Source organism: Janthinobacterium sp. HH106, assembly GCF_001758725.1.
In the GTDB taxonomy this organism is placed as follows: domain Bacteria; phylum Pseudomonadota; class Gammaproteobacteria; order Burkholderiales; family Burkholderiaceae_D; genus Janthinobacterium.
The window spans coordinates 174,901-199,304 of sequence record NZ_LRIC01000008.1 but is presented as its reverse complement, the minus strand read 5'-3'; the positions used below and the strand labels follow the sequence as shown (position 1 = coordinate 199,304).

Here is a 24,404-nt window from a genome sequence, read left to right as displayed (position 1 = left end):
TGGTGCAAGACGCTCGTCACCAGAAAAAGCGCCGCTCTTCCTTGGCCGGATCGGGCCCGTTCATCATCATGCGCACGATGCCGTCGTGGTCGAAGTGCACGTGCATCATGGAATCCCACACGCCCGATTCCTTGTAGCGGTAGGACCAGACGTAGAGCTTGGGCAGCGGCAGATACGATGTTTCCGTCGGGCGGCCCAGGGTGTGCAGCACGTCTTGCTGCGTCGATACGCCTACCTTGATGCGGGCAAAGCCCGGCGTGTCGAGCACCTGTTCGTAGGAAATGAGCTTGTCGTCGGGGCCGAAGCGGGCCATATACGTGTACTGGCCGTACGGCCCCGTCGCGTATTCGAGTTCGGGCCCCGTGGGCAACTGGTAGATGGCCGTGGGCCGGCCCAGGCGCGCTTCCACGGCGGCGCGCGGCTCGCCCGGCGGCGGCGGCGGGACGTTCCAGCTGGCGCAGCCGGCCAGCGCGGCAAACAGCAGCGGCGTTGCTAATTTGAGCAGTTTTTTCATGTTTGACCTCCTGAAATGCAGGAAAACCCTATCATGCACCGAGAAAAGCGCGCACGGCAGGATACAGGCGGGCATTTTTCCGATATACTTGCGCGTCTGGTTGGAAGCATAGACCAGTATTTTAATAATCGTAGTTCACGGTGGATAGGGTTCAGACTCTGTGCACCGCATGTGAAAGGTTTATCATGACAGTAGAAAACATCAACAAAGCCGCTATCATCGCGGACAACGCACGTGGTCAAAACGACACCGGCTCCCCTGAAGTGCAAGTTGCACTGCTGACAGCTCGCATCAACGAACTGAACGGCCACTTCAAAGCCCACTCGAAAGATCACCACTCCCGCCGCGGCCTGATCATGATGGTCAACCGTCGTAAGAGCCTGTTGTCCTACCTGAAGGCTAAAGACGCTACCCGTTATCGCGACCTGATCGCTAAACTTGGTCTGCGCAAGTAATTTTTGCCGTACAAGGTTTATACAGAAATGCCTGCGCCAGTTCGCTGACGCGGGCATTTTGTCATTTGAATTCCGGATTTATGTCGAGAAGTACAGTATTCTCTACCGATATCATGTTTTAAAAGTAAAGTAGCAAAGGTGGTAACAAGTAAAGGCAGCATTTTTACGCCGCCTGTGGTGAGGTGAACGACAGCCCCTGAAAATCTGTCGGCAATTAGAAAAGGGATACCCCATGTTTAACAAAGTTACGAAAACCTTCCAGTACGGTCAACATCAAGTGACCCTGGAAACCGGCGAAATCGCGCGTCAGGCATCCGGCGCAGTGCTGGTGTCGATCGAAGATACCGTCGTTCTGGCAACGGTGGTGGCACGCAAAGATGCCAAGCCAGGCCAGGATTTCTTCCCTTTGACGGTTGATTATGTCGAAAAAACCTATGCTGCCGGTAAAATTCCGGGCGGTTTTTTCAAGCGCGAAGGCCGTCCTTCCGAAAAAGAAACACTGACATCGCGTCTGATCGACCGTCCTATCCGTCCGCTGTTCCCGGAAGGCTACCTGAATGAAGTGCAAGTCATCATTCACGTGTTGTCGGTCAACCCTGAAATCGATCCGGACATCGCCGCCATGATCGGCGCCTCCGCCGCCCTGTGCGTGTCGGGCGTGCCTTTCAACGGTCCTATCGGCGCCGCGCGCGTCGGTTACGCCAACGGCCAGTACATCCTGAACCCGACCGTCCAGCAACTGAAAACGTCGGAAATGGACCTGGTGGTCGCCGGTACCGAAACGGCCGTGCTGATGGTCGAATCGGAAGCGAAACAGCTGTCCGAAGAAATCATGCTGGGCGCCGTGGTCTTCGGCCACGACCAGATGAAAGTCGTCATCGACGCGATTCACGACCTGGTGCGTGACGGCGGCAAGCCGGAAGTGGAATGGGCGCCTGCGCCGAAAAACGAAGCGCTGATCGCCCGCGTCGCGCATTTCGCCAACGCCAAGATCAATGATGCGTATCAAACCAAGGACAAGCAAGAGCGTACGGCCAAGCTGAAGGCAGCAACGTCGGAAGTGATCGCCGACCTGTCGGCTGAAGCGGCTGCTGCCGGCGGCGCGTCGATCGACAGCGCTGAAGTGAACAACATCCTGTTCGACATCGAAGCGAAAATCGTGCGTACGCAGATCCTGGACGGCGAGCCACGCATCGACGGCCGCGACACGCGCACCGTGCGTCCTATCTCGATCCGCACCAGCGTGCTGCCACGCACCCACGGTTCGGCTCTGTTTACGCGCGGCGAAACGCAGGCGCTGGTCGTGGCAACGTTGGGCACCGCCCGCGACAGCCAGAAGATCGATGCGCTGATGGGCGAGTTCACCGATTCGTTCATGCTGCATTACAACATGCCTCCGTTCGCCACCGGCGAAACGGGCCGTGTCGGTACGCCAAAACGCCGCGAAATCGGCCACGGCCGCCTGGCCAAGCGCGCGCTGATCGCCGCCTTGCCAGCAGCCGAAGAGTTCAGCTACTCGGTGCGCCTGGTGTCGGAAATCACGGAATCGAACGGTTCCTCGTCGATGGCATCGGTGTGCGGCGGCTGCCTGGCACTGATGGACGCCGGCGTACCGATGAAAGAACACGTGGCCGGTATCGCCATGGGCCTGATCAAGGAAGGCGGCAAGTTTGCCGTGCTGTCCGACATCCTGGGCGACGAAGATCACTTGGGCGACATGGACTTCAAGGTAGCCGGTACCCGCAACGGTATCACGGCACTGCAGATGGACATCAAGATCATGGGCATCACCAAGGAAATCATGCAAGTGGCACTGGCGCAAGCCAAGGAAGGCCGCGAGCACATCCTGGGTGAAATGCAAAAAGCCATGCCGCACGTCAAAACCGAACTGTCCGATTTCGCACCGCGTCTGATCACCATCAAGATCAACCCGGAAAAAATCCGTGACGTGATCGGCAAGGGCGGCGCCGTGATCCGCGCGCTGACCGAAGAGACGGGCACCCAGATCGACATCAGCGACGAAGGCGTGGTCACCATCGCTTCCGTCGATGCTGCCGCCGGCCAGGAAGCCAAGCGCCGCATCGAAGAACTGACGGCCTCCGTCGAAGTGGGCAAGACCTACGAAGGCACCGTGCTGAAACTGCTGGACTTCGGCGCCATCGTGCAAGTCATGCCAGGCAAGGACGGCTTGCTGCACATCTCGCAGATCGCCAACGAGCGCGTCAACGCCGTGGCCGACTACCTGAAAGAAGGCCAGCTGGTCCGCGTCAAAGTGCTGGAAACGGACGACCGCGGCCGCCTGAAGCTGTCGATGAAAGCTGCCGAAGGCAACGAAGCGCCAGCCGCTTAATTTCCTTCGGGTTCGCCTGAATGTGGCCTCGGCCGCATGCTCAACAACCGCCAGCGCGCAAGCCCTGGCGGTTTTTTTATGCGCGGCGTTTGCGCTGTATCGAAGGTGTATGCCGACGCGTGCACCGGCATTGATCCAGCGCGTATCGGCCGCTGCCGCGCCTTGTAGATTCGAAGTGGGATTTTCCCTCGAACGAGTCTTCCAAGGAGATGCAGCATGCGCACATTCTGCTGGCTGGCCGCCGCCTTTCTGCTTGCCGTCGCGCCCGGCGCCTGGGCGAAGCTGGACAACGCACCCACGCCGGTGCCGCTGCCCATCCCCATCGCCGCCGCGTCTGGGGCCATGCCGGCGCAAGACCTCGACGCCTTGCGCGCCGTGCATGCGCGCGAAATCAATGACCTCAGCACCTTCAGGACGGCGGGCTTGCCGCGTGAGGCTATCGACTCCTATCTCGATAGCGGACCAGGGCAGCAATTTTTGCGCGAACTGCGCGCCGCCGATCCTGCCGCCTCGGCCGACACCCTCTATGCGCGGGCCGTCGAGCAGCTCGCGTCCGGCAGCACCTTGCCGGACCTGCAGCCCATGGCTGCCGCGCTGGTAAAAATCGTGCCGCATGGCCAGAATGTGTCGCCGTATTCGCCATACTTCACCACCAGCGCGCAGTTGCAGCTGGCCTCGGGCCGCTGCGCCACCCTGGCCGACTGCTTCGGCTTGCCCTTGAAGAGCGAGGCGCCGCTGTATGATGTGTATCAGATCATGCCCAAGGGCACCGTCAACGTGTTCGTCAGCCAGGTCGCGCCGACGGAAGAGTTGGGCGGGCTGGTGCGGCGCAAGGGCGGGGCGCAGCAGTATTTGCTCCCCAACCGCAGCTTGTGGTCGGCCCCCGTGCTGATCGGCACGATCAAGAATTGAGGAGAGAAGATGGATCAGCAGCGTTTGCAAGCCCATGCCGCCGAATTGGAGCAGTTGCTGGCGCGCCTGGCGAGCGCCGACGGCGAAGTGGCCGACCTGCGCAGCGCGCTCGAGCCGCTGCTGGCCCTGGCGGGCAGCGGTGCCTTGAGCGCACCGCTGCCGTGGGGCGATATCCCCGGCGGGCGCTATTTTACGGAGGGCGGCTTGCGCCGGTACCCTGAGCTGGAACAGGCATTTGCCCGCTTCCGCATCGAAGCGACGGGCGGCGATTCGCCGGCTCTGCGCAAGCTGCGCGGCGAGATATAGTTAGTATTTTATTATCGTGTGCTTAATATAAGGTATCAATTGTTGTTTATGGGTAATCGAGAGTCGGTATTGCTTGACGACAAAATCTTATTCCCTGACCATGGCGCATCCCTCCCGATTTTCTCTTTTTTATTGGATGCACCATGTTGTCCTCCCTTAAGGCGCGGCTGATCGCCATTGCCGTTTCAATCGTCGTGCTGGCCATGCTGGCCGTCGCCATCGCCAATTTCTTCACGACGCGCGCAAGTACCCTGGCCGCGCTCGACACGCAGATGCTGCAGTTGTCGCACAGCCATGCGCAAGCCATCGCCGAATGGCTGCGTTCCAAGCAAGCCGTCGTGGGCTCGCTCAAGCAGGGCGCCACGGCGGCCGATCCCTTGCCGGCGCTGAAGGCGGCCGAGCAGGCAGGCACGTTCGACATGGCGTATATCGGCTTTGCCGACAAGCACGCCGTCTTTTCGCAGGAGCGCAAGCGCGCCGCCGACTACGATCCCACGGCACGGCCCTGGTACAAGCTGGCGTCCGAAGTGGGCGGCCCCATCATCACGGCGCCGTATATCGGCGCCAGCACGGGCAAGCTGGTGGTGACGTTTGCCGAGCCGCTGGGCGGCAAGGGCAGCGTGACGGGCGTGATGGCGGCCGATGTGATGATGGATGCTGTCGTGCAAAACGTCGCCTCGATCAAGCCGACGGCATCCAGCTACGCCTTCCTTGTCGACGGCGGCGGCAAGATCATCGCCCACCCGGACGGCAAGCTGACCCTGAAGCCGCTGGCCGAACTGGACCCGGGCCTGAGCGCGCAGGCGCTGGCCGATATCGAAAAGAGCGGCGACGGCGCCGCCATCCGCCTGGGCGACCGTAACGGCATCTTGCATGTGAGTAAAGTGCCAGGCAGCGACTGGCTGCTGGCTACCGTGCTCGACCGGGCGGAAGCGACGCAGGCATTGACTTCCATGCTGCGCGCCTCGGTCCTGACGGCCTTGCTGGTGCTGGCCCTGGCCGCCACCGTCTTGAGCGTGCTGGTCGCGCGCGCCTTGCGCCGCCTCGGTCTGGTCCGTGATGCGATGGAAGCGATCGCCACGGGCGACGGCGACCTGACCAGCCGCCTCGACGCGGAAGGTTCGGACGAGCTGGCGCAGATCGCCAAGGCCTTTAATTTGTTCGTCGAAAAGATCGCCACCGTGCTGGTACAGATCCGCAGCATCAGCACCCTGGTGCGCAGCGAATCGGCCGATATCGCCGCCGGCAATGCCGACCTGTCCTCGCGCACGGAAGCGCAGGCGGGCGCGCTGGAGGAAACAGCCAGCTCGATGGATGAGCTGACCTCGACCGTCAAGCAGAATGCGGAAAACGCGCATGCGGCCAACGAGCTGGCCGTGTCCGCTTCGGAAGTGGCGGCCAAGGGCGGCCGCGTGGTGCAGCAGGTGGTGGGCACCATGGCAGGCATCCAGGAAAGCTCGCGCAAGATCGTCGACATCATCGGCGTGATCGACGGCATCGCCTTCCAGACGAATATCCTGGCCCTGAACGCGGCCGTCGAGGCGGCGCGCGCGGGCGAGCAGGGCAGGGGCTTTGCCGTGGTCGCGTCCGAAGTGCGCAACCTGGCGCAACGCTCCGCTGGCGCGGCGAAGGAAATCAAGGAATTGATCGGCGATTCGGTGGAGAAGGTCGATGCGGGCGGCCGCCTTGTCAATGAAGCGGGCCAGACCATGGACCAGGTGGTGGCCTCGGTGCAGCAACTGACGACCATCATGAGCGAGATCACAGTGGCCAGCCGCGAACAGAGCGCCGGCATCGGCGAGATCAATACGGCCGTCACGCACATGGACACCATGACGCAGCAGAACGCTGCCCTCGTCGAGCAAGCTGCGGCCGCCGCGGAAAGCCTGCAGGAACAGGCCGTGGACCTGGCGCAAGCCGTCGGCATGTTCCGCTTGGGCGATGCTGGCCCTGCTGCGGCATCCGCACCGGTGGCGCGCCTCAAGGCGAAACCGGCCGCGCCAGCGCCGCGCGCGCCGGCCCGTGCGCTGTCGCCGGCCAAGCCCGTCAAGGCGGCCAAGTCCGGCGCCGACGAGTGGGAAGAGTTTTAAGCTGCAAGCGCAGCGATCTGCGCGTTCATCCGCGTTTTTGTCAGGCCAGCCTGCCAAAAGCGCAGTTCGTCGCAATCGGCGTGTCTGGCGGGGGCGGTATGGCTATAGTGACACCATACCGCAAGCCCACTGCCAGACACCCGAGGAGAACAACATGAACGTCGCTAAAAACATGGAAATCATCGCCGTTGCCGCCGCCATCGTGCTCGGCGCCGGCTGCTACGCCATCGCTCCGGCCGCCCCGGCCCTGCAAGTGGCCAGTTCCACGGCCACCGTGGCTGCGCCAGCAAACAAGGCTGCCATGCAAGTGGTGGTCGTCAAGGCCAGGCGCCTGAACGCGGCCGAAAAAGCCCGTTTCGCATAATTGATTGCCAGTCATTTTCCGCGCTGCTAGAGTGCAAGGCGCGATGCAATGCCGGCCGCCCGACGCGGGCGCCGCAAGACATAAAAACAAGATACCGAGGATGCACTACATGAAAAAGATACTGCAACTGGCGCTGCTGTTCCTGGCGACACTGGGCCTGGTGCGCGGCGTGGCCGCCGAGACCCGCTTGCTGGAAATGCGCAACGTCGACGCCCGCGTGGTGCGGGTCAAGCTCGACGGCGTGATGGAGGTGCGCATCCGCCAGGGCAACGTGCCTTCGCTGAGCATCACGGCCGACAAGCGCTACATCGCCGATGTCAGCACGGCGCAAAGCGGCGACACCCTGCACATCGAAACGGAAGTGCGCGGCTTCAAGCTCGGCCCTTCGTCGATCCGCGCCGACCTGGTCTTGCCGAACCTGCGCGAACTGAGCTCGGAAGGCTTCGGCAGCACCGACATCACGGGTTTCAAGGGCGAGGAACTGACCCTGTCGCTGGAAGGGGCGGGCAGCATCAAGCTGGTGGGCGACTACCGCAAGCTCAATGCCAGCCTGGGCGGCGTGGGCAGCATGCAGCTGTGGATCGGCAACAATGAGCGCGCGGAGCTGGACTTGCAGGGCGCCGGTTCCGTGGTGCTGGGCGGACGCGGACGCCTGCTGAAAGCGAGCCTGGGCGGCCTGGGCAGCCTGAACGCGCAGCAGTTCGAAGTCGATGCCGTCAACCTGGAATTGAGCGGCCTGGGTAATGCTACGGTGAATGCCCATACGAATGCCAAGCTGAACCTGAGCGGACTCGGTTCGGTGGTGGTGTACGGCAAGCCGGCCAATCGCGATGTCAGTGTCGAGGGCCTGGGCAAAGTCAGCTGGAAGTAAAAGCATCCTGCCGCAGGCCTTCTGCAGGACAAGAATAAGTTGTCAGACCACATCCCATTCCGATGAAAAAACTGATCATTACATTACTCATGCTGTTGACGATACAGCTACCCGCGCGGGCCGGCTTCGCCGAAGGCGCCAGCGCCTACAACAACAAGAATTACGCGCTGGCTTACAAGGAAATATTGCCCCTTGCTAAGACCGGCAATGCCGATGCCCAGCATTTGCTGGGTTTGATGTATTACATGGGGCGGGGCTTGCCGCAGGATTACAAGCAAGCCATGTTCTGGCACCGCAAGGCGGCCGAGCAGGGCAAGGCCGACGCCCAGTACGTGGTGGGCGCCATGTATTACACGGGCAACGCCGTGCTGCAGGACCACAAGCAGGCCGTCGGCTGGTTCCGCAAGGCGGCCGAGCAGAACCATGCCGAGGCGCAGCAGGTGCTGGGCCTGATGTACCGCTATCACATGGGCGGCGTGCAGCAGGACAATGTCATCGCCTACATGCTGTGGAACCTGGCGGCGGCGAATGGCAACGCGAATGCGGCCGACCAGCGCGCCGCCGTGGTGCGCAAGATGACGCATGAGCAAGTCGAGGAAGGGCAGGCCCTGTCGGCCCAATGGAAGCCGGGCACGCCCTTGCCGCGCCAGTCGAAAACGGGCGGTGGCTGAAAGGTCATGTAGCGGCCTGCAAGGGTGGACGGCTTGGCGTACAATCGCCGTTTTCCCTTGAAAGAGTCCCGCCATGCGTGCAGTTGCCATCAGCCAGCCAGGTCCCGCCGACGTTTTGCAGATCGCCGAACGTCCCACGCCGCAATATAAGGCGGGCGAACTGTTGATCAAGGTGCATGCGGCCGGCATCAACCGCCCCGACGTGCTGCAGCGCCTGGGCAAGTATGCGCCGCCTGCGGGCGCCTCCGACTTGCCGGGCCTGGAAGTGGCGGGCGAAGTCGTCGATGGCGATTTCAGCAACACGGCATTCAAGAAGGGCGACCTCGTCTGCGCGCTGGTGCAGGGCGGCGGCTATGCCGAATACTGCGCCGCACCCGCCGGCCAGTGCCTGCCCTTGCCGAAAGGCTTGACGGCGCTGGAAGGCGCGTCCCTGCCGGAAAACTTCTTTACCGTCTGGAGCAATGTGTTCGACCGCTGCGCGCTGGCCGATGGCGAAACGTTATTGGTGCAGGGCGGCACGTCCGGCATCGGCGTGACGGCCATTCAATTGGCGGCCGCGCTCGGCCACCGCGTGTTCGCCACGGCGGGCAGCGACGAGAAGGCGCGCGCCTGCGAGGCGCTGGGCGCCGAACGCGGTATCAATTACCGCACGGAGGATTTCGTCGCCGTCGTCAAGGAATTGACCGATGGCAAAGGTGTCGACGTCATCCTCGACATGGTGGGCGGCGACTACCTGCCGCGCGAAATCGATTGCCTGGCCGACGATGGCCGCATCGGCCTGATCGCCGTGCAGGGCGGCACCAAGGCGGAACTGGACCTGGGCGCCTTGCTGCGCCGCCGCCTGACAGTGACAGGTTCCACCTTGCGCCCCCGTTCCGTCGCCTTCAAGGCGGCCGTCGCAAACCACCTGCGCACGACCGTCTGGCCGCTGATCGAGGCGGGCAAGATCAAGCCCGTGATCTATCAAACTTTTCCGTTGGAAAAGGCCAACGAGGCGCATGCCTTGATGGAAGCGAGCACGCACGTGGGCAAGATCATGTTGCAAGTTGCCTGAAACGGGGCACTGCCTGTTTGACCGGCATCGGTGCCGGAGTTAGAATGACGGGTTATTAAGAATTTAGGCTACTATGCGTCGCAAACTCGTCGTCGGAAATTGGAAAATGAACGGCAGTCGCACCTCGAACGCGGTGTTATTGTCTGAAATAGTTGCTGGCCTGGCTGCTTCTGGCGCCGCCAGCGCCGTCTGTGTGCCTGCGCCGTATCTGGCGCAGTGCCAGGCGCAATTGGCAGGCACGGCGCTGGGCTGGGGCGCGCAGGATGTGTCCGCGCACGCCAGCGGCGCCTACACGGGCGAAATCTCGGCCGCCATGCTGCAGGATTTCGGTTGCGGCTATGTGGTGATCGGGCATTCCGAGCGCCGCGCCTACCATGGCGAGAGCGATGCGCAAGTGGCGGCCAAGACGGTTGCCGTGCTGGCGGCAGGCATCACGCCTATCGTCTGCATCGGCGAGACCCTGGCGCAGCGCGAAGCGGGCCAGACCGACGCGGTCGTGGCGCAGCAGCTGGGTGCCGTGCTGGCGGCGATTTCCGCCGACGACGTGGCAAAGCTGGTGCTGGCCTACGAGCCGGTCTGGGCCATCGGCACGGGCAAGACGGCCACGCCGCAGATGGCGCAGGACGTGCATCAGGTATTGCGTGCCCAGCTGGCGGCAAAGAATGCGGTAGCGGCCGCCGGCGTGCAGATTCTGTACGGCGGCAGCATGAAGCCGGAGAACGCAAAAGAATTGATGGCGATGCCGGATATCGATGGCGGTCTGATCGGTGGAGCAGCATTGAAGGCGGCGGATTTCCTGGCGATTATTCACGCCGCCGATTGAATTAATTTAAACTGAGAATGGAATTGCAATGAACATGATGTTCAATCTGGTAGTGGTAGTACAGGTTATTTCGGCATTGTCGATTATCGCGCTGGTGTTGCTGCAGCACGGCAAGGGCGCCGACATGGGTGCCGCCTTCGGCTCGGGCGCCTCGGGCAGCCTGTTCGGTGCGACGGGTTCGTCGAACTTCATGTCGAAGTCGACGGGCGTTGCCGCCGCGATCTTCTTCGGCGCCACGCTGGCCCTGTCGCTGATGGCCAATCAGCGCGCCACCACGGTGGGCGGCGGCGTGATGGACAAAGTCGTCAAGCCAGTGCCGGTCACCGGCGCGGGCGCGATCCCGACGACGGTACCTGCGGCAGCTCCGGCGGCCAGCGCTCCAGCAGCGGCCGCACCGGTTGCCAGCACCCCGGCAGGCGCGATTCCGAAGTAATTCTGTAGCAACTCGATACCTCATCGAGAGTAATTCTCATTACGGGCAGATTATTGCTCAATGTTTCAGCAGTGCGGCAGGAAAAAATCGTGACGCGCTGGAAGATGTAAAAATTTATCGTTTTTATCTGTGTTTTGATGCATTTGTGCATTAACTTTAGCGGCAAAGCAGAGTAGAATACGGGCCTTACCGCCGACGTGGTGAAATTGGTAGACACGCTATCTTGAGGGGGTAGTGGCGCAAGCTGTACGAGTTCGAGTCTCGTCGTCGGCACCAGAAATCAGAAGCCAGCAACGGCGCACGAGCCATGGCTCGTACAAAGTTGCTGGCTTTTTTTACGAGGATGTGTCGTTCGATCCTGGTCTTAGCTTTGATTGGGGTCGTGCGTTAGATACGCTGCAAATGATCGCAGCGTCCTCATTTAACCGATCGTTCAATATAAGCTTATCAATCGTGAACCTCGAAAATTACTTCCCCGTCCTGCTGTTCATTATTATCGGCCTCGGTGTCGGTATCGCTCCCCAGCTCCTGGGGCGCCTGTTAGGCCCTAACAAGCCTGACGCAGCAAAACTCTCCCCGTACGAATGTGGCTTTGAAGCATTCGAAGACGCGCGCATGAAATTCGATGTGCGCTACTATCTGGTCGCAATCCTGTTTATTTTGTTCGATCTGGAAACGGCATTCTTTTTCCCATGGGGCGTTGCAATGCGCGACCTGGGCTGGGCCGGTTTCGTCACGATGATGGTGTTCATCGCTGAATTCGTGGTCGGATTTTGGTACATTTGGAAGAAAGGTGCCCTTGACTGGGAATAAGCCATGGCTATTGAAGGCGTATTAAGCGAAGGTTTCATCACCACCTCGGCCGACAAGCTGATCAACTGGGCGCGCACCGGGTCTATGTTCCCGATGACGTTCGGTCTGGCCTGCTGTGCGGTCGAAATGATGCATGTGGGCGCAGCCCGCTACGATATGGACCGTTTCGGCGTCGTGTTTCGTCCGTCGCCGCGTCAGTCCGACGTCATGATCGTTGCCGGCACCCTGTGCAACAAGATGGCGCCGGCCCTGCGCAAGGTCTACGACCAGATGGCAGAGCCACGCTGGGTCATCTCGATGGGTTCCTGCGCCAATGGCGGCGGGTACTACCATTACTCCTATTCCGTGGTGCGCGGTTGCGACCGCATCGTGCCCGTCGACGTGTATGTGCCTGGCTGTCCTCCGACCGCTGAAGCCTTGCTGTACGGCATCATGCAGTTGCAGAACAAGATCAAGCGTACCAGCACGATCGCACGCTAACCGGGCCGCTTCAGATTATGACAACACATTTAGAAGTATTGCAAAACGCCCTCGGCACTGCCCTGGGCGATCGCGTTAGCACGACGGTTGCACTGGGCGAAGTCACCTTGCAGGTCAAGGCCGAGGACTACCTGGCCGTGATGCAGACCTTGCGCGATGATCCGAGCCTGCATTTCGAGCAATTGCTCGACCTGTGCGGCGTCGACTACTCGACCTATGGCGACGGCAGCTGGGACGGCCTGCGTTTCGCGGCCGTTTCGCACTTGCTGTCGGTCAAGCACAACTGGCGCGTGCGCGTGCGCGTGTTCGCGCCCGACGACGACATGCCGTTGCTGCCCTCCGTGGTCGGCATCTGGCGCGCCGTCAACTGGTACGAGCGCGAAGCGTTCGACCTGCTGGGCATCCTCTTCGAAGGCCACAACGACTTGCGCCGCCTGCTGACCGACTACGGTTTCATCGGCCATCCGTTCCGCAAGGATTTCCCCGTCTCCGGCTATGTCGAGATGCGTTACGATCCGGAACAAAAGCGCGTGATTTACCAGCCCGTGACGATCGAGCCGCGGGAAAACGTGCCGCGCGTGATCCGCGAAGAACATTACGGGATGAAATAATGGCTGAGATTAAGAACTACACCCTGAACTTTGGGCCACAGCATCCGGCCGCGCACGGTGTGCTGCGCCTGGTGCTGGAAATGGATGGCGAAGTCATCCAGCGCGCCGACCCGCATATCGGCCTGCTGCACCGCGCCACCGAAAAGCTGGCCGAACAGAAGACCTACCTGCAATCCGTGCCGTACATGGACCGTCTCGACTATGTGTCGATGATGTGCAATGAACATGCGTACGTGATGGCCATCGAAAAGATGCTGGGTCTGGAAGTGCCGCTGCGCGCGCAATACATCCGCGTCATGTTCGACGAGATGACGCGCATCCTGAATCACCTGATGTGGCTCGGCACCCACGCGCTGGACGTTGGCGCCATGGGCCCGTTCCTGTATTGCTTCCGCGACCGCGAAGACTTGTTCGACGCCTACGAGGCAGTCTCGGGCGCGCGCATGCACGCGGCCTACTACCGCCCGGGCGGCGTGTACCGCGACCTGCCGGACGCGATGCCGCAGCACAAGGCGTCGATCATCCGCAACGCCAAGGCCATCGGCAAGCTCAACGAAAACCGCCAGGGTTCGCTGCTGGACTTCATCGAAGACTTCGCGCGCCGTTTCCCGAACTCGGTGGACGAGTACGAAACCCTGCTGACCGACAACCGTATCTGGAAACAGCGTACCGTCGGCATCGGCGTGGTCTCGCCGGAAGATGCGCTGGCCATGGGCTTTACGGGCGCCATGTTGCGCGGCTCGGGCGTGCAGTGGGATTTGCGCAAGAAACAGCCGTACGAAGTGTACGACCTGATGGATTTCGACATTCCTATCGGCACCAACGGCGATTGCTACGACCGCTACCTGGTCCGCGTGGAAGAGCTGCGCCAGTCGAACCGCATCATCAAGCAATGCGTGGAGTGGCTGCGCAACAATGAAGGTCCTGTCATGACCAGCAACCGCAAGGTGGCGCCTCCTGGCCGCGTCGACATGAAGACCAACATGGAATCGCTGATTCACCACTTCAAGCTGTTCACGGAAGGTTTCCACGTGCCGCCAGGCGAGGCCTACAGCGCCGTGGAACATCCGAAGGGCGAGTTCGGCGTGTACCTGGTGTCCGATGGCGCCAACAAGCCGTACCGCATGAAACTGCGCGCGCCAGACTACGCGCACTTGCAGTCGCTCGACGAGATGGCGCGTGGGCACATGCTTGCCGACGCCGTGACCATCATCGGGACGCAAGATATCGTGTTCGGCAGTATTGACCGCTAAGAGGCAAAAAGTATGTTGTTATCAGAGCAATGCTATAAGAAAATTGACCGCGAGCTGGCCAAGTACCCGGCCGACCAGCGTCAGTCGGCCGTCATGGCCGCCCTGGCCCATGCCCAGGATGAACTGGGCTGGCTGGCACCGGAAACCATGAAGGAACTGGCCGATTACATCGGCATGCCGGCGATTGCCGTGCAGGAAGTGGCCACGTTCTACAATATGTACAACGTGAAACCCGTGGGCAAGCACAAGATCACCGTGTGCACCAACCTGCCATGCGCCCTGTCGGGCGGCGTGCGCGCTGCAGAGTACCTGAAGCAGAAACTCGGTATCGATTTCCGCGAAACCACCGCAGATGGCCAGTTCACCCTGGTTGAGGGCGAGTGCATGGGTGCTTGCGGCGATGCGCCGGTCTTGCTGGTCAGTAATAAAACCATGTGCAGCTGGATGTCGAACGAGAAAATCGACGCCATGCTGGAGGAACTCAAGAAATGACGTCACTCCACAACCGCCATATCGATCCATTGATCCTGAAGGATCTGGATGGCAAGAACTGGCATTTGCAAGATTATGTGAACCGCGGCGGCTATTCGGCCCTGCGGCGTATCCTGGAAGAGAAAATCACGCCGGAACAGATCATCGCCGACCTCAAGGCCTCGTCCTTGCGCGGCCGTGGCGGCGCGGGTTTTCCTACCGGCTTGAAGTGGAGCTTCATGCCGCGCCAGTTCCCGGGCCAGAAATACCTCGTCTGCAATACAGATGAAGGCGAACCGGGCACTTTCAAGGACCGTGACATCATTCGTTACAATCCCCATGCCCTGATCGAAGGCATGGCCATTGGCGCTTATGCGATGGGCATCACCGTTGGCTACAACTATATCCACGGTGAAATCTTCCAGGAATACCTGCGTTTCGAAGAAGCGCTGGAAGAGGCGCGCGCCGCCGGTTTCCTGGGCGACAAGATCATGGGCAGCGAGTTCTCGTTCCAGTTGCATGCGCACCATGGTTATGGCGCCTACATCTGCGGCGAAGAAACGGCCCTGCTCGAATCGCTGGAAGGCAAGAAAGGCCAGCCGCGCTTCAAGCCGCCTTTCCCTGCCTCGTTCGGCCTGTACGGCAAGCCGACGACGATCAACAACACGGAAACCTTCGCGGCCGTGCCCTTCGTGCTGAACATCGGTCCAGAGAAATACCTGGCCATGGGCAAGCCGAACAACGGCGGTTCGAAGATCTTCTCGATCTCGGGCGACGTGGAAAAACCGGGCAACTACGAAGTACCGCTCGGCACCCCGTTTGCGACCCTGCTGGAACTGGCAGGCGGCATGCGCGGTGGCAAAAAGATCAAGGCCGTGATCCCTGGCGGCTCGTCCGCGCCGGTGATCCGCGGCGACATCATGATGCAGACCGACCTGGACTACGACTCGATCGCGAAAGCCGGTTCGATGTTGGGTTCGGGCGCCGTCATCGTGATGGACGAAACACGCTGCATGGTAAAGGCGCTGGAACGCCTGTCCTACTTCTACTTTGAAGAATCGTGCGGCCAGTGTACGCCTTGCCGTGAAGGCACAGGCTGGATGTACCGCATGGTGCACCGCATCGAGCAGGGGCAGGGTCGTCCAGACGACCTGGACATGCTCAACTCGATCGCCGACAACATCCAGGGCCGCACCATTTGCGCGCTGGGCGATGCGGCTGCCATGCCGGTACGGGCCTTCATTAAGAATTTCCGTGAAGAATTTGAATATCATATCGAGCACAAGCATTGCTTAGTGCCCGCATATATCTAAGCTGCGTCAGGTAACGATCACCATGGTTGAAATCGAAATAGACGGCAAAAAAGTCGAAGTCCCTGCTGGTAGCATGGTGATGGACGCCGCCAACAAATTGGGAACCTACATTCCGCACTTCTGCTATCACAAGAAATTGTCGATCGCAGCGAACTGCCGCATGTGCCTGGTCGAAGTGGAAAAGGCGCCCAAGCCTTTGCCCGCTTGTGCGACCCCGGTCAGTGCCGGCATGATCGTGCGCTCCGCCAGCGATAAAGCTGTGCAGGCGCAAAAGTCGGTCATGGAATTCTTGCTGATTAACCACCCGCTCGATTGCCCTATCTGCGATCAGGGCGGCGAATGCCAGTTGCAAGACTTGGCCGTCGGTTACGGCAAGAGCGAATCGCGCTACAAGGAAGACAAGCGCGTCGTCACGCCGAAGGAAGCCGGTCCGCTGGTCTCCATGCAGGAAATGTCGCGCTGCATCCAGTGCACCCGCTGCGTGCGCTTTGGCCAGGAAGTGGCCGGCGTGATGGAGCTGGGCATGATCGGCCGCGGCGAACACTCGGAAATCGTGTCGTTTGTCGGCCAGACGGTCGACTCCGAACTGTCGGGCAATATGATCGACCTGTGCCCGGTCGGCGCACTGACCTCGAAGCCGTTCCGTTACAGCGCCCGTACGTGGGAACTGTCGCGCCGCAAATCGGTCAGCCCGCATGACGGCCTCGGTTCGAACCTGATCGTGCAAGTGAAAGCTGGCAAGGTCAAGCGCGTATTGCCGCTGGAAAACGAAGCCGTCAACGAGTGCTGGATCTCGGACAAGGACCGTTTCTCGTACGAAGCGCTGGACAGCGCCGAGCGCCTGACGTCCCCGATGCTGAAACAAGGCAACGAGTGGAAAGAAGTCGATTGGCAGACCGCGCTGGAATACGTGGCGCACGGTTTGAAAAATATCAAGCACGAGCATGGCGCTGACGCCATCGCCGCGCTGGCCACCCCGCATTCGACCGTCGAAGAGCTGGTCCTGCTGCAAAAAGTCGCCCACGGCCTCGGTTCCGAGCACGTCGACTTCCGCCTGCGCCAGACCGACTTCGCGCTCGACGCCAGTGTGAAACCATGGCTGGGCATGCCGATCAACGAATTTGGCCAGATCAAGCGCGCCTTCGTCATCGGCTCGTTCCTGCGCAAGGATCACCCATTGCTGGCCACGCGTTTGCGCGCGTCCGTCAAGGGCGGCGCCAAGCTGTCGATCCTGCACGCCTCCGACGATGATCAGCTGATCACCATCGCCAACAAGATGATCGTCGCGCCAAGCGATTGGCTGGCGGCCTTGTCGGAAGTGGTCGTCGCTGTTGCTAAAGCGAAAGAAATCACCGCGCCAGCCGGTTTTGAAGCAGTTGTTGCTTCGGACGTGGCCGTCGCCATCGCCGCCAGCCTGATGGCCGGCGACCACGGTGCCGTGCTGCTGGGTAACGCCGCAACGCAACACCCGCAAGCGTCGCAACTGCATGCTGCCGCGCAATGGATCGCCGAACAGACGGGCGCCAAGCTCGGTTACCTGACGGAAGCGGCCAACACGGTAGGCGCGCACCTGGTCGCCAAGCCGCGCGCCAACGTGCAAGCCGCATTTGCTGCTCCGAAAAAAGCCTACGTGCTGCTGCACGCCGAGCCGGAACTCGATGCCGCCAATCCACAGGCGGCCCGCGCCGCCCTCGATGGCGCCGACATGGTCGTGGCGATGTCGGCCTTCAAGCACGGCATGGATTACGCCGACGTGCTGCTGCCGATTTCCCCGTTCGCTGAAACCTCGGGCACCTTCGTCAACTGCGAAGGCCGCGCGCAAAGCTTCAACGGCACCGTCAAGCCGCTGGCGGAAACCCGTCCAGCCTGGAAAGTGCTGCGCGTCCTGGGCAACATCCTGGGCCTGGCCGGTTTCGACTACGACACCTCCGAAGCGATCCGCGACGAAGCGTTCGGCGCTGGCGTGACCGATCTGTCGGCACAGCTGAACAATATCGCCAAGAACGCACCGGAAGCGGCAAGCTACGCACCGGCTTCGCCAGCGCTGCAACGCATCGCCGACGTGCCGATCTACTTCGCCGACGCGCTGGTCCGCCGCTCCGAACCGCTGCTGCGCACGGTCGACGGCGCCGCGCCGCAAGCCCATCTGTCGCCGGCATTGGCCGAGAAGCTGGGCATCAAGGCGGGCGACAAGGTCAAAGTGGCGCAAGGCTCCGGCAGCGCCATCCTGGTGGCGGCACTTCATGCCGGCCTGCCAGCCAATGTGGTCAAAGTGTCGGCGGCGCATGCCTCGACGGCCAGCCTGGGCGGCATGTTCGGTGACATCACAGTTGAAACAGCAGAGGGGAAAATCTGATGGCTCTGCCTGAATTTGTAAACGTCATCAACAGCAGCGGCCAGGATCTGCTGGGCGGCTCGTGGCCGTTCTTCTGGACCCTGATCAAGATCCTGTGCGTGCTGTTGCCGCTGATGGGCCTGGTTGCCTACCTGACCTTGTGGGAGCGCAAGCTGATCGGCTGGATCCAGATCCGCGTCGGCCCGAACCGCGTCGGCCCCTTGGGCTTGCTGCAGCCGATCGCCGATGCGCTGAAACTCTTGTTCAAAGAGATCATCATCCCGTCCAAGGCCGCCAAAGGCCTGTTCGTGATCGGCCCGATCATGACCATCATGCCGGCCCTGGCCGCCTGGTCGGTCGTGCCCTTCGGTCCGCAAGCCGTGCTGGCCAATGTCAACGCCGGCTTGCTGATGCTGCTGGCGATTACCTCGATGGAAGTCTACGGCATCATCATCGCCGGCTGGGCTTCGAACTCGAAGTACTCGTTCATGGGCGCCATGCGCGCTTCGGCACAGATGATTTCGTATGAAATCCCGATGGGCTTCGTGATGGTCATCGTGCTGATGGTCTCGGGCAGCCTGAACTTCATCGACATCGTCGGCGGCCAGCAGATCGGCTTCTTCGCCGACAAGGGCGTCAATTTCATGTCGTGGAACTGGCTGCCGCTGCTGCCGATGTTCGTCATCTACCTGGTGTCGGGCCTGGCTGAAGCCAACCGTCACCCGTTCGACGTCGTCGAAGGCGAGTCGGAAATCGTGGCCGGCCACATGGTCGAGTACTCGGGCATGGCCTACGCCATGTTCATGCTGGCCGAATACGCCAACATGATCCTGATCGGCGCCCTGGCTTCGATCATGTTCCTCGGTGGCTGGTCCGCACCATTTGCTTTCCTGGAGTTCTGGGGTGGTTTCGGCGGCTTCTTCTGGCTGTTCGCCAAGACCTTCTTCATCGTGTCGGTGTTCATCTGGGTACGCGGTACGTTCCCACGCTACCGTTATGACCAGATCATGCGCCTCGGCTGGAAAGTGTTTATCCCGTTGACGCTGGTCTACCTGGTCTTCGTCGCTGCCTGGATGCAGACATCCTGGAATATTTGGAAGTAAGAGAGTGCATACGAATGGATAAGGTAAAAGATTTCTTCAGCAGCCTCTTGTTAGGCGAGCTGATCAAGGGCATGGCGCTGACAGGCAAGTACATGTTTTCGCGCAAGATCACGGTGCAATTCCCGGAAGAGAAGACACCGATCTCGCCGCGTTTCCGTGGCTTGCACGCGCTGCGCCGCTACCCGAACGGCGAGGAACGTTGCATCGCCTGCAAACTGTGCGAAGCGGTTTGCCCGGCGATGGCCATCACGATCGAATCGGAACAGCGTGACGACGGTTCGCGCCGTACCACGCGTTACGATATCGACTTGACCAAGTGCATCTTCTGCGGTTTCTGCGAAGAGTCCTGCCCGGTCGATTCGATCGTCGAGACGCAAATCCTGGAATACCACGGCGAGAAACGCGGGGATTTGTATTACACGAAAGAGATGTTGCTGGCCGTAGGTGATCGTTATGAAAATGACATTGCCGCTGCGCGCGCCGCCGACGCACCTTATCGCTGATGGATGCGCCGTAGCCCCTGGCTGCGGCGCGCCCCTCGTTCATCTGTACGTCTATTGGGTTTTTTATGGACTTTAAAACAATTTTGTTTTACGCCTTCGCGCTGATCTTGATTCTGGCAGCGACGCGCGTCATCACGGCCCGTAATCCGGTCCACGCAGTACTGTTCCTGGTACTGTCCTTCTTCTCGGCAGCGGGCATCTGGATGCTGCTGCAAGCTGAATTCCTGGCCATCGTGCTGGTATTGGTATACGTCGGCGCCGTGATGGTGCTGTTCCTGTTCGTGGTCATGATGCTCGATATCAATATCGACCGCATGCGCGAAGGCTTCTGGGGCTACTTGCCACTGTCCGTGACGGTGGGCGTGATCATCGTGCTGGAAATGGCCGCCGTCCTGTGGCACGGTTTCCGCAACTTTGCGCCGAGCATCGCGCCAGTGAACGTCAACCTGGGCGGCACCAAGGAACTGGGCCTGTTGATCTATACCAAATATGTGTTCGCCTTCGAAATCGCCGCCGTCGTGCTGCTGGTGGCCATCGTCGCCGCGGTCGCACTGACTTTGCGCAAACGCAAGGACACCAAGCATTTTGCTCCAGGCGATGCCGTGCGCGTCAAGCGCAACGACCGCCTGAAGATCATCAAGATGGACGCGGTCGTCGAGCGTCCTGCGGCTGAGCCGGAAGTTAAGGAGGCACCATGACATTATCGCTCACACATTTTCTGGTCCTGGGCGCGATCCTGTTCGCAATCTCGATCGTCGGTATTTTCCTGAACCGCAAGAACATCATCGTATTGCTGATGGCAATCGAATTGATGCTGCTGGCGGTGAATATGAATTTCATCGCGTTCTCCCATTTCATGGGCGACGCGGCCGGTCAGATCTTCGTTTTCTTCATCCTGACGGTTGCCGCCGCTGAGTCGGCTATCGGTCTGGCTATTCTGGTGGTGATGTTCCGTAATCTGGATACCATCAACGTCGAAGACCTGGACAGCCTCAAAGGCTGATGTTTTTCAGACTCGATCTCTCGAATAATAACGATTAAGGTTCATCATGGCGGGGCAACTCCTCAACCCTAACCTCCTTCTTGCCGTACCGCTGGCGCCGCTGGCCGGTGCCGCGATTGCAGGCTTGCTTGGCACCCAGTTCCTGGGTAATTTGGTCGGACGCAAGACGTCGCATACCGCGACGATCCTGGGCGTACTGATTGCGTTCATCCTGTCCGTGCAGACACTGCTGGCAGTGATGGATGGCGCGACATTCAATGGCACGATCTATAACTGGATGACGATCGGCACCCTGAAGATGGAAGTGGGCTTCCAGATCGATTCGCTGTCGGCGATGATGATGTGCGTGGTCACCTTCGTCTCCCTGATGGTGCATATCTACACGATCGGCTACATGAAGGACGACGAAGGCTACAACCGCTTCTTCGCCTACATCTCGCTGTTCACCTTCTCGATGTTGATGCTGGTCATGGCCAACAACTTCCTGCAACTGTTCTTCGGTTGGGAAGCCGTGGGCCTGGTCTCTTATCTGCTGATCGGTTTCTGGTACCAGCGTCCGACGGCCATCGTGGCCAACATGAAGGCTTTCCTGGTCAACCGCGTGGGCGACTTCGGCTTCATCCTGGGCATCGGCCTGCTGCTGGCATTCGCCGGCACCATGAACTACCAGGAAGTGTTCGCCAAGAAAGACGAACTGGCACTGCTGACGATGCCGGGCACCGACTGGGCTCTGCTGACCGTTGCCTGCATCTGCCTGTTCATCGGCGCGATGGGCAAGTCGGCGCAGTTCCCGCTGCACGTGTGGCTGCCTGACTCGATGGAAGGTCCTACCCCGATCTCGGCACTGATTCACGCCGCGACGATGGTGACGGCCGGTATCTTCATGGTCTCGCGCATGTCGCCGCTGTTCGAACTGTCCGACACGGCACTGTCCTTCATCCTGGTGATCGGTTCCATCACGGCGCTGTTCATGGGCTTCCTGGGCATCATCCAGAACGACATCAAGCGCGTCGTCGCTTACTCGACCCTGTCGCAGCTCGGCTACATGACCGTGGCGCTCGGTTCGTCCGCATACTCCGTGGCCGTGTTCCACCTGATGACGCACGCATTCTTCAAGGCACTGCTGTTCCTGGGCGCCGGTTCCGTCATCATCGGCATGCACCATGACCAGGACATCCGCAACATGGGCGGCCTGCGCAAGTACATGCCGATCACCTGGATCACTTCCCTGGTCGGTTCGCTGGCCCTGATCGGCACGCCGCTGTTCTCCGGTTTCTACTCGAAAGACAGCATCATCGAAGCCGTCGAAGCGACGCACATCTGGGGCGCTGGCTTTGCCCAGTTCGCCGTGCTGGCTGGCGTGTTCGTCACCGCGTTCTACTCGTTCCGCATGTATTTCCTCGTTTTCCACGGCAAGGAACGTTTCGGCCAGGCACACGCGCACGGTCATGACGACCACCACGCGCCTGCGGCCAAGCATGATTCGGACGCGCACGATGAAGAAGACGAAGACGACCACGCGCACCATGGCCTGGAACCTGGCCAGAAGCCGCATGAATCCCCGTTCGTCGTGTGGTTCCCGCTGGTGATGCTGGCGATCCCGTCGCTGCTGATCGGTTACCTGACGATCGGCCCGATGCTGCATGGCGATTTCTTCAAGGGCGTGATTTTTGTGGGCGAAAACCATCCAGCAATGGAAGAGTTGTCGCATGAATTCCACGGCGCGATGGCGATGGCGATCCACGGCCTGTCGACGGCACCGTTCTGGCTGGCATTGTCCGGCGTGGTGGCAGCCTACTACTGCTACATGGTCAACCCGCGCGTACCGGCCTGGTTCTTTGCCAAGTTCCACGCGATCCACACCCTGCTGGACAACAAGTACTACATGGACAAGTTCAATGAAGTCGTGTTCGCCGGCGGTGCCCGCTTGCTGGGTAATGGCCTGTGGAACTTCGGTGACAAGAAGCTGATCGACGGTTTCGTCGTCAATGGCAGCGCCAAGGTTGTCGCCTGGCTGTCCTCGCTGTCGCGAGTGTTGCAGACCGGCTACATCTATCACTATGCATTCGTGATGATCCTGGGCGTGCTGGGCTTCCTGATCTATTTCCTGCCATTCTGGCCCGCTAAGTAAGCTGACCTGATAAAAGAATACTGAGAACCATGATGCAGTCTACGATTTCTACACTACCTCCTTACCTGAGTCTGTCGATCTGGGTGCCGATCATTTGCGGCGTCCTGATCCTGGCTCTTGGCCGTGACAGCAAAGCGGGCTTTACCCGCTGGCTGTCGCTGGCTGGCGCCGTGCTCAGCATGCTGTGCACCTTGCCGCTGATCCAGCATTTCGACAACGCCGCGCACGGCATGCAATTCGTCGAAAAAGCGCCGTGGATAGCAACCTTCAATATCTGGTACTCGCTGGGTATCGACGGCCTGTCGCTGTGGTTCGTGCCGCTGACGGCCTTCATCACGGTCATCGTCGTCATTTCGGCTTGGCAAGTGATCGAGAAGCGCATCGCCCAGTACATGGGCTCGTTTTTGATCCTGTCGGGCCTGATGATCGGCGTGTTCTGCGCGCTGGACGGCTTGCTGTTCTACTTCTTCTTTGAAGCAACCCTAATCCCGATGTTCATCATCATCGGTATCTGGGGCGGTTCGAACCGCGTGTACGCGTCGTTCAAGTTCTTCCTGTACACCTTCTTCGGTTCGCTGCTGACCCTGGTTGCCATCATCTACCTGCGCAATGTGTCGGGCACCTTCGACATCCTGGCCTGGCATGCGTTCAAGCTGTCGATGAACGAGCAGATCTTCATCTTCCTGGCGTTCCTGATGGCGTTTGCCGTGAAAGTGCCGATGTTCCCGGTCCACACGTGGTTGCCGGACGTCCACGTGGAAGCGCCGACGGGCGGTTCCGCCGTGCTGGCCGCCATCATGCTGAAACTGGGTGCCTACGGCTTCCTGCGTTTTTCGCTGCCGATCACGCCGGACGCCAGCCACTACCTGTCGGGCTTCATGATCGCCTTGTCGCTGATCGCCGTCATCTACATCGGTCTGGTTGCCCTGGTGCAGACCGACATGAAAAAACTGGTCGCCTATTCGTCGATCGCGCACATGGGCTTCGTCACCCTGGGCTTCTTCATGTTCAACGACATTTCGGTGCAGGGCGGTATCGTGCAGATGGTCTCGCACGGCTTCATCTCCGGCGCGATGTTCCTGTGCATCGGCGTACTGTATGACCGCATGCATACCCGCAACATCGCCGACTACGGCGGCGTCGTGAACCGCATGCCGAAATTTGCCGCCTTCTTCGTGCTGTTCTCGATGGCCAACTGCGGTCTGCCAGCGACGTCCGGCTTCGTCGGCGAGTTCATGGTGATCCTGGGCGCGGTGCAATACAACTTCTGGATCGGCTTGCTGGCTGCGACGGCATTGATCTGGGGCGCGGCGTACTCGCTGTGGATGGCCAAGCGCGTGGTGTTCGGCAAGATCAAGAACAAGCATGTGGCCGAACTGACCGATATCAACAAACGTGAATTCTTCATGCTTGCTGTGCTGGCCATCGCCGTGCTCGTGATGGGTCTGTACCCAGCCCCGTTCACCGACACGATGCAAACTTCGGTTGCCGACCTGCTGCAGCATGTCGCCATCAGCAAGTTGCCTTAAATAGAAGACCGATAAC

Annotated in this window: 25 protein-coding genes and 1 tRNA gene; 25 read left to right on the top strand and 1 reads right to left on the bottom strand. The window is 60.4% G+C overall.

Features of this window, described 5'->3' with window-relative positions; genetic code table 11:
* Positions 1–16: 16 nt before the first annotated feature.
* Positions 17–514: an outer membrane protein assembly factor BamE gene (bamE, locus tag JAB8_RS05240; RefSeq protein WP_070288763.1), complete on the bottom strand. Its 498-nt coding sequence runs from the start codon at positions 512–514 to the stop codon at positions 17–19.
* 185 nt (positions 515–699) lie between these two features.
* Here bamE and rpsO point away from each other — a divergent pair, with 185 nt between their 5' ends.
* The 25 genes from rpsO (at position 700) to JAB8_RS05115 (ending at position 24,388) form a co-directional block, all read left to right on the top strand.
* The gene (gene rpsO, locus JAB8_RS05235) at positions 700–969 is read left to right on the top strand and encodes a 30S ribosomal protein S15 (RefSeq protein WP_010399743.1); all 270 of its coding nucleotides are present in this window, start codon (positions 700–702) and stop codon (positions 967–969) included.
* Between the two features lie 232 nt (positions 970–1,201).
* A complete protein-coding gene (pnp, locus tag JAB8_RS05230; RefSeq protein ID WP_010399742.1) occupies positions 1,202–3,319 on the top strand; it encodes a polyribonucleotide nucleotidyltransferase in 2,118 nt (705 codons plus the stop codon).
* A 216-nt stretch (positions 3,320–3,535) separates the two neighbouring features.
* Entirely contained in the window at positions 3,536–4,231 is a 696-nt protein-coding gene (locus JAB8_RS05225; protein WP_070288762.1) for a hypothetical protein, read from the top strand.
* 9 nt (positions 4,232–4,240) lie between these two features.
* Positions 4,241–4,537 carry a hypothetical protein gene (locus tag JAB8_RS05220; RefSeq protein ID WP_070224118.1) on the top strand — a complete coding sequence of 99 codons (297 nt, stop codon included), beginning with the start codon at positions 4,241–4,243 and terminating at the stop codon, positions 4,535–4,537.
* A 143-nt stretch (positions 4,538–4,680) separates the two neighbouring features.
* Positions 4,681–6,627, top strand: a complete 1,947-nt coding sequence (locus JAB8_RS05215; RefSeq protein WP_070224117.1) for a methyl-accepting chemotaxis protein — start codon at positions 4,681–4,683, stop codon at positions 6,625–6,627.
* Positions 6,628–6,781: 154 nt separating this feature from the next.
* Positions 6,782–6,991, top strand: coding sequence for a hypothetical protein (locus tag JAB8_RS05210; protein WP_070288761.1), 210 nt, complete (start codon positions 6,782–6,784; stop codon positions 6,989–6,991).
* 109 nt (positions 6,992–7,100) lie between these two features.
* The gene (locus JAB8_RS05205) at positions 7,101–7,862 is read left to right on the top strand and encodes a DUF2807 domain-containing protein (protein ID WP_070224115.1); all 762 of its coding nucleotides are present in this window, start codon (positions 7,101–7,103) and stop codon (positions 7,860–7,862) included.
* Between the two features lie 62 nt (positions 7,863–7,924).
* A complete protein-coding gene (locus tag JAB8_RS05200) occupies positions 7,925–8,533 on the top strand; it encodes a tetratricopeptide repeat protein (RefSeq protein ID WP_070288760.1) in 609 nt (202 codons plus the stop codon).
* Between the two features lie 73 nt (positions 8,534–8,606).
* Positions 8,607–9,587, top strand: coding sequence for an NAD(P)H-quinone oxidoreductase (locus tag JAB8_RS05195; RefSeq protein WP_070288759.1), 981 nt, complete (start codon positions 8,607–8,609; stop codon positions 9,585–9,587).
* A gap of 73 nt (positions 9,588–9,660) precedes the next feature.
* The gene (gene tpiA, locus JAB8_RS05190; protein ID WP_071654384.1) at positions 9,661–10,410 is read left to right on the top strand and encodes a triose-phosphate isomerase; all 750 of its coding nucleotides are present in this window, start codon (positions 9,661–9,663) and stop codon (positions 10,408–10,410) included.
* Between the two features lie 28 nt (positions 10,411–10,438).
* Positions 10,439–10,843, top strand: coding sequence for a preprotein translocase subunit SecG (gene secG, locus JAB8_RS05185; protein WP_034749996.1), 405 nt, complete (start codon positions 10,439–10,441; stop codon positions 10,841–10,843).
* 191 nt (positions 10,844–11,034) lie between these two features.
* Positions 11,035–11,119 (top strand) — tRNA-Leu (locus tag JAB8_RS05180).
* 177 nt (positions 11,120–11,296) lie between these two features.
* A complete protein-coding gene (locus JAB8_RS05175; RefSeq protein WP_010399734.1) occupies positions 11,297–11,656 on the top strand; it encodes an NADH-quinone oxidoreductase subunit A in 360 nt (119 codons plus the stop codon).
* Between the two features lie 3 nt (positions 11,657–11,659).
* Complete coding sequence (locus JAB8_RS05170; protein ID WP_010399733.1) at positions 11,660–12,136, top strand: NADH-quinone oxidoreductase subunit B; 477 nt, start codon at positions 11,660–11,662, stop codon at positions 12,134–12,136.
* 17 nt (positions 12,137–12,153) lie between these two features.
* Positions 12,154–12,747, top strand: a complete 594-nt coding sequence (locus JAB8_RS05165) for an NADH-quinone oxidoreductase subunit C (protein ID WP_070224111.1) — start codon at positions 12,154–12,156, stop codon at positions 12,745–12,747.
* Positions 12,747–14,000 (top strand): NADH-quinone oxidoreductase subunit D, encoded by a 1,254-nt coding sequence (locus JAB8_RS05160; RefSeq protein ID WP_034749992.1) that lies wholly within the window; start codon positions 12,747–12,749, stop codon positions 13,998–14,000. The genes JAB8_RS05165 and JAB8_RS05160 overlap by 1 nt, the downstream gene beginning before the upstream one ends.
* 12 nt (positions 14,001–14,012) lie before the next feature.
* Positions 14,013–14,492 (top strand): NADH-quinone oxidoreductase subunit NuoE, encoded by a 480-nt coding sequence (nuoE, locus tag JAB8_RS05155; protein ID WP_035820520.1) that lies wholly within the window; start codon positions 14,013–14,015, stop codon positions 14,490–14,492.
* Entirely contained in the window at positions 14,489–15,784 is a 1,296-nt protein-coding gene (gene nuoF, locus JAB8_RS05150; RefSeq protein ID WP_010399729.1) for an NADH-quinone oxidoreductase subunit NuoF, read from the top strand. Before nuoE ends, nuoF begins: the two co-directional genes overlap by 4 nt.
* A 22-nt stretch (positions 15,785–15,806) precedes the next feature.
* Positions 15,807–18,140, top strand: coding sequence for an NADH-quinone oxidoreductase subunit NuoG (gene nuoG, locus JAB8_RS05145; protein ID WP_070288757.1), 2,334 nt, complete (start codon positions 15,807–15,809; stop codon positions 18,138–18,140).
* Positions 18,140–19,222 carry an NADH-quinone oxidoreductase subunit NuoH gene (gene nuoH, locus JAB8_RS05140; protein WP_070224109.1) on the top strand — a complete coding sequence of 361 codons (1,083 nt, stop codon included), beginning with the start codon at positions 18,140–18,142 and terminating at the stop codon, positions 19,220–19,222. The genes nuoG and nuoH overlap by 1 nt, the downstream gene beginning before the upstream one ends.
* A gap of 14 nt (positions 19,223–19,236) precedes the next feature.
* A complete protein-coding gene (gene nuoI / locus JAB8_RS05135) occupies positions 19,237–19,725 on the top strand; it encodes an NADH-quinone oxidoreductase subunit NuoI (protein ID WP_010399726.1) in 489 nt (162 codons plus the stop codon).
* A 65-nt stretch (positions 19,726–19,790) separates the two neighbouring features.
* The gene (locus JAB8_RS05130) at positions 19,791–20,423 is read left to right on the top strand and encodes an NADH-quinone oxidoreductase subunit J (protein WP_034779507.1); all 633 of its coding nucleotides are present in this window, start codon (positions 19,791–19,793) and stop codon (positions 20,421–20,423) included.
* The gene (gene nuoK, locus JAB8_RS05125) at positions 20,420–20,728 is read left to right on the top strand and encodes an NADH-quinone oxidoreductase subunit NuoK (RefSeq protein ID WP_010399724.1); all 309 of its coding nucleotides are present in this window, start codon (positions 20,420–20,422) and stop codon (positions 20,726–20,728) included. Before JAB8_RS05130 ends, nuoK begins: the two co-directional genes overlap by 4 nt.
* A 46-nt stretch (positions 20,729–20,774) precedes the next feature.
* Positions 20,775–22,859, top strand: a complete 2,085-nt coding sequence (nuoL, locus tag JAB8_RS05120) for an NADH-quinone oxidoreductase subunit L (RefSeq protein ID WP_070288756.1) — start codon at positions 20,775–20,777, stop codon at positions 22,857–22,859.
* Between the two features lie 29 nt (positions 22,860–22,888).
* Positions 22,889–24,388 carry an NADH-quinone oxidoreductase subunit M gene (locus tag JAB8_RS05115; protein ID WP_070288755.1) on the top strand — a complete coding sequence of 500 codons (1,500 nt, stop codon included), beginning with the start codon at positions 22,889–22,891 and terminating at the stop codon, positions 24,386–24,388.
* Positions 24,389–24,404 lie beyond the last annotated feature (16 nt).

What these genes read in the sequence shown, in the direction of transcription:
- bamE (WP_070288763.1), bottom strand. Translation starts at nt 514, where the DNA reads ATGAAAAAACTGCTCAAATTAGCAACGCCGCTGCTGTTTGCCGCGCTG.
- rpsO (WP_010399743.1), top strand. Translation starts at nt 700, where the DNA reads ATGACAGTAGAAAACATCAACAAAGCCGCTATCATCGCGGACAACGCA.
- pnp (WP_010399742.1), top strand. Translation starts at nt 1,202, where the DNA reads ATGTTTAACAAAGTTACGAAAACCTTCCAGTACGGTCAACATCAAGTG.
- JAB8_RS05225 (WP_070288762.1), top strand. Translation starts at nt 3,536, where the DNA reads ATGCGCACATTCTGCTGGCTGGCCGCCGCCTTTCTGCTTGCCGTCGCG.
- JAB8_RS05220 (WP_070224118.1), top strand. Translation starts at nt 4,241, where the DNA reads ATGGATCAGCAGCGTTTGCAAGCCCATGCCGCCGAATTGGAGCAGTTG.
- JAB8_RS05215 (WP_070224117.1), top strand. Translation starts at nt 4,681, where the DNA reads ATGTTGTCCTCCCTTAAGGCGCGGCTGATCGCCATTGCCGTTTCAATC.
- JAB8_RS05210 (WP_070288761.1), top strand. Translation starts at nt 6,782, where the DNA reads ATGAACGTCGCTAAAAACATGGAAATCATCGCCGTTGCCGCCGCCATC.
- JAB8_RS05205 (WP_070224115.1), top strand. Translation starts at nt 7,101, where the DNA reads ATGAAAAAGATACTGCAACTGGCGCTGCTGTTCCTGGCGACACTGGGC.
- JAB8_RS05200 (WP_070288760.1), top strand. Translation starts at nt 7,925, where the DNA reads ATGAAAAAACTGATCATTACATTACTCATGCTGTTGACGATACAGCTA.
- JAB8_RS05195 (WP_070288759.1), top strand. Translation starts at nt 8,607, where the DNA reads ATGCGTGCAGTTGCCATCAGCCAGCCAGGTCCCGCCGACGTTTTGCAG.
- tpiA (WP_071654384.1), top strand. Translation starts at nt 9,661, where the DNA reads ATGCGTCGCAAACTCGTCGTCGGAAATTGGAAAATGAACGGCAGTCGC.
- secG (WP_034749996.1), top strand. Translation starts at nt 10,439, where the DNA reads ATGAACATGATGTTCAATCTGGTAGTGGTAGTACAGGTTATTTCGGCA.
- JAB8_RS05170 (WP_010399733.1), top strand. Translation starts at nt 11,660, where the DNA reads ATGGCTATTGAAGGCGTATTAAGCGAAGGTTTCATCACCACCTCGGCC.
- JAB8_RS05165 (WP_070224111.1), top strand. Translation starts at nt 12,154, where the DNA reads ATGACAACACATTTAGAAGTATTGCAAAACGCCCTCGGCACTGCCCTG.
- JAB8_RS05160 (WP_034749992.1), top strand. Translation starts at nt 12,747, where the DNA reads ATGGCTGAGATTAAGAACTACACCCTGAACTTTGGGCCACAGCATCCG.
- nuoE (WP_035820520.1), top strand. Translation starts at nt 14,013, where the DNA reads ATGTTGTTATCAGAGCAATGCTATAAGAAAATTGACCGCGAGCTGGCC.
- nuoF (WP_010399729.1), top strand. Translation starts at nt 14,489, where the DNA reads ATGACGTCACTCCACAACCGCCATATCGATCCATTGATCCTGAAGGAT.
- nuoG (WP_070288757.1), top strand. Translation starts at nt 15,807, where the DNA reads ATGGTTGAAATCGAAATAGACGGCAAAAAAGTCGAAGTCCCTGCTGGT.
- nuoH (WP_070224109.1), top strand. Translation starts at nt 18,140, where the DNA reads ATGGCTCTGCCTGAATTTGTAAACGTCATCAACAGCAGCGGCCAGGAT.
- nuoI (WP_010399726.1), top strand. Translation starts at nt 19,237, where the DNA reads ATGGATAAGGTAAAAGATTTCTTCAGCAGCCTCTTGTTAGGCGAGCTG.
- JAB8_RS05130 (WP_034779507.1), top strand. Translation starts at nt 19,791, where the DNA reads ATGGACTTTAAAACAATTTTGTTTTACGCCTTCGCGCTGATCTTGATT.
- nuoK (WP_010399724.1), top strand. Translation starts at nt 20,420, where the DNA reads ATGACATTATCGCTCACACATTTTCTGGTCCTGGGCGCGATCCTGTTC.
- nuoL (WP_070288756.1), top strand. Translation starts at nt 20,775, where the DNA reads ATGGCGGGGCAACTCCTCAACCCTAACCTCCTTCTTGCCGTACCGCTG.
- JAB8_RS05115 (WP_070288755.1), top strand. Translation starts at nt 22,889, where the DNA reads ATGATGCAGTCTACGATTTCTACACTACCTCCTTACCTGAGTCTGTCG.